The sequence below is a fragment of the Mesorhizobium sp. M7A.F.Ca.CA.004.12.1.1 genome (assembly GCF_003997835.1).
GTDB lineage: Bacteria > Pseudomonadota > Alphaproteobacteria > Rhizobiales > Rhizobiaceae > Mesorhizobium.
The window spans coordinates 1-2,784 of record NZ_RZRK01000792.1 but is presented as its reverse complement, the minus strand read 5'-3'; the positions used below and the strand labels follow the sequence as shown (position 1 = coordinate 2,784).

Here is a 2,784-nt window from a genome sequence, read left to right as displayed (position 1 = left end):
GGGAGAAGGTGCCAGCCGTGGCGCGGATGCCGCGGAGGACGGCCGCGACGGGGCAGGCATCCGCGCGTGCGTCCGTTGCTCCGGGCGGCCCGATCAAAGCGACCACTTCCGAAAGGCTGCGCTGGCCGTATCTTTCGGATCATGCCTTCTTCGAGGCCATGGCCCCCTATCTGGTCGACGTTTCGTCGCCGGCCCGGCAGACCGGTCCAGCGTCGCCTGCATCGCTCGCCGTGGCGCCAGTCACCGCTACGCCGATCGATATTCGCCCAGGGACCGATGCCACCGCATTGTTTCGTGTCATCGACTGCCTTCCGGGCCAGGCCTTGAAGCCGTTGCCGGATGCTTGGCCGGCCAATTCGAACCAGGCCGTCGCCCAACCCGGCGTGCCGGCGAGCGATGCGCCGTCGCCGGTCCAGCCTGTCGCAATCCCAGCCGCCAAAAGCGACGCCGTTTCCGCGTCGGCCGCGCCAAGTGTGAACGTCCCTGCCAGGGCCGTTGCCGCCCGCTCCGCGCGCTTGCCTGGGGCTGGAAAGGTCGTGCTGTCAACCGCGGGCGATCCCTATGAGCTTCCCTCGGAAGAGCTGTTGCAGCAGCCACCGGAGGGACAAGGCTTCTACATGTCGCAGGAGCGGCTCGAGCAGAACGCCGATCTGCTGGAAAGCGTGCTCGAGGACTTCGGCGTGCGCGGCGAGATCATTCATGTTCGCCCAGGCCCGGTGGTCACGCTCTATGAGTTCGAGCCGGCGCCGGGCGTCAAATCTTCTCGCGTCATCGGGCTTGCCGACGATATCGCCCGCTCCATGTCGGCGATTTCGGCGCGCGTCGCCGTCGTGCCTGGCCGCAACGTCATCGGCATCGAGCTCCCGAACGAGACGCGCGAAACCGTCTATTTCCGGGAGCTGATCGAATCGGAAGGCTTCCGCAAGACCAGCTGCAAGCTGGCGCTTTGTCTCGGCAAGACGATCGGCGGCGAGCCTGTTATCGCCGAGCTGGCGAAGATGCCGCATTTGCTCGTGGCCGGAACCACCGGCTCCGGCAAGTCGGTCGCCATCAACACCATGATCCTGTCGTTGCTCTACCGGCTGAAGCCGGAAGAATGCCGGCTGATCATGGTCGATCCCAAGATGCTCGAACTCTCTGTCTATGACGGCATCCCGCATCTTCTGACGCCCGTCGTCACGGATCCCAAGAAAGCCGTCACGGCGCTCAAATGGGCCGTGCGCGAAATGGAAGACCGGTATCGCAAGATGGCGCGGCTCGGTGTGCGCAACATCGACGGCTACAACGAGCGTGCCGCTCAAGCCCGCGACAAGGGCGAAACCGTCGTCATGACCGTGCAGACCGGCTTCGAAAAGGGCACCGGCGAACCGCTTTTCGAACAGCAGGAAATCGACCTCGCGCCGATGCCCTACATCGTCGTCATCGTCGACGAGATGGCCGACCTGATGATGGTCGCCGGCAAGGAGATCGAAGGCGCGATCCAGCGACTGGCGCAGATGGCGCGCGCTGCCGGCATTCACCTGATCATGGCAACGCAGCGCCCCTCGGTCGACGTCATCACCGGCACGATCAAGGCCAACTTCCCGACCCGGATTTCCTTCCAGGTGACATCGAAGATCGACAGCCGCACCATCCTGGGCGAGCAGGGCGCCGAACAATTGCTTGGCCAGGGCGACATGCTGCACATGATGGGCGGCGGGCGCATTTCGCGCGTGCATGGGCCGTTTGTTTCCGACGCCGAGGTCGAGCATGTGGTCGCGCATCTCAAGGCGCAAGGGCGCCCTGAATATCTGGAAACCGTGACGGCCGACGAGGACGAGGAAGAAATCGAAGAAGACCAGGGCGCGGTCTTCGACAAGGGATCCGTCGCAGCCGAAGACAGTGATGCGATCTACGACGAGGCGGTGAAGGTGGTGGTGCGCGACAAGAAGTGCTCGACGTCCTACATCCAGCGCCGCCTCGGCATCGGCTACAACCGCGCCGCGTCCCTGGTCGAGCGTATGGAAAAGGAAGGCCTGGTCGGCGCACCCAACCATGTCGGCAAACGCGAAATCATCATGGGCCGGCGCCCGCCGGCGAGCGCGCCCGAGGATGACGGCGCGGACTGATCGGCAGCCCGCTTGAAGCGCACATAAAAAAGGCCGGTTACCCGGCCTTTTTCACCACAAGCGCATTGGCCTCAGCCGATCTTCTGGCCGGTCTTTGCCCAGTCGGCGAGGAACTGTTCCAGGCCCTTGTCGGTCAGCGGGTGCTTGACCAGCGCCTTCAGGGTCGCCGGGGGGGCGGTCACGACATCGGCGCCGATGAGGGCCGCCTGCTTGACGTGGTTCACGGTGCGCACCGAAGCGACGAGGATCTCAGTCTGGAAATCGTAATTGTCGTAGATCTGCCTGATCTCCTGGATCAGCTCCATGCCGTCGATGCCGATGTCGTCGACGCGGCCGACGAAGGGCGAGATGAACGAGGCACCGGCCTTGGCCGCCAGCAGCGCCTGGTTGGCCGAAAAGCACAGCGTGACGTTGACCAGGCGGTTCATCTCGGTGCGGATCGTCTTGCAGGCCTTGAGACCGTCCAGCGTCAGCGGCACCTTGATGCAGACATTGTCGGCGATCTTGGCCAGAACCTTGGCCTGCTGCATCATCTCGGAATATTCAGTGGCGGTGACTTCAGCCGAGACCGGACCCTTGACGATGTCGCAGATCTCTTTGGTCACGTCGGCGATCTTGCCGCCGGATTTGAGGATCAGCGACGGATTGGTGGTGACGCCGTCGAGCAGCCCCAGAT

Annotated in this window: 2 protein-coding genes; one reads left to right on the top strand and one right to left on the bottom strand. The window is 64.0% G+C overall.

The genetic code is table 11. The features are described from left to right. Nucleotides 1-2,108: DNA translocase FtsK (locus tag EN984_RS29675; protein ID WP_245480144.1), on the top strand; the 2,108-nt coding region annotated here is incomplete at its 5' end. Between the two features lie 71 nt (nt 2,109-2,179). Here the strand turns inward: EN984_RS29675 and fsa are convergent. Then, nucleotides 2,180-2,782, bottom strand: a complete 603-nt coding sequence (gene fsa, locus EN984_RS29670; protein ID WP_164751410.1) for a fructose-6-phosphate aldolase — start codon at nt 2,780-2,782, stop codon at nt 2,180-2,182. Between the last annotated feature and the right edge of the window lie 2 nt (nt 2,783-2,784).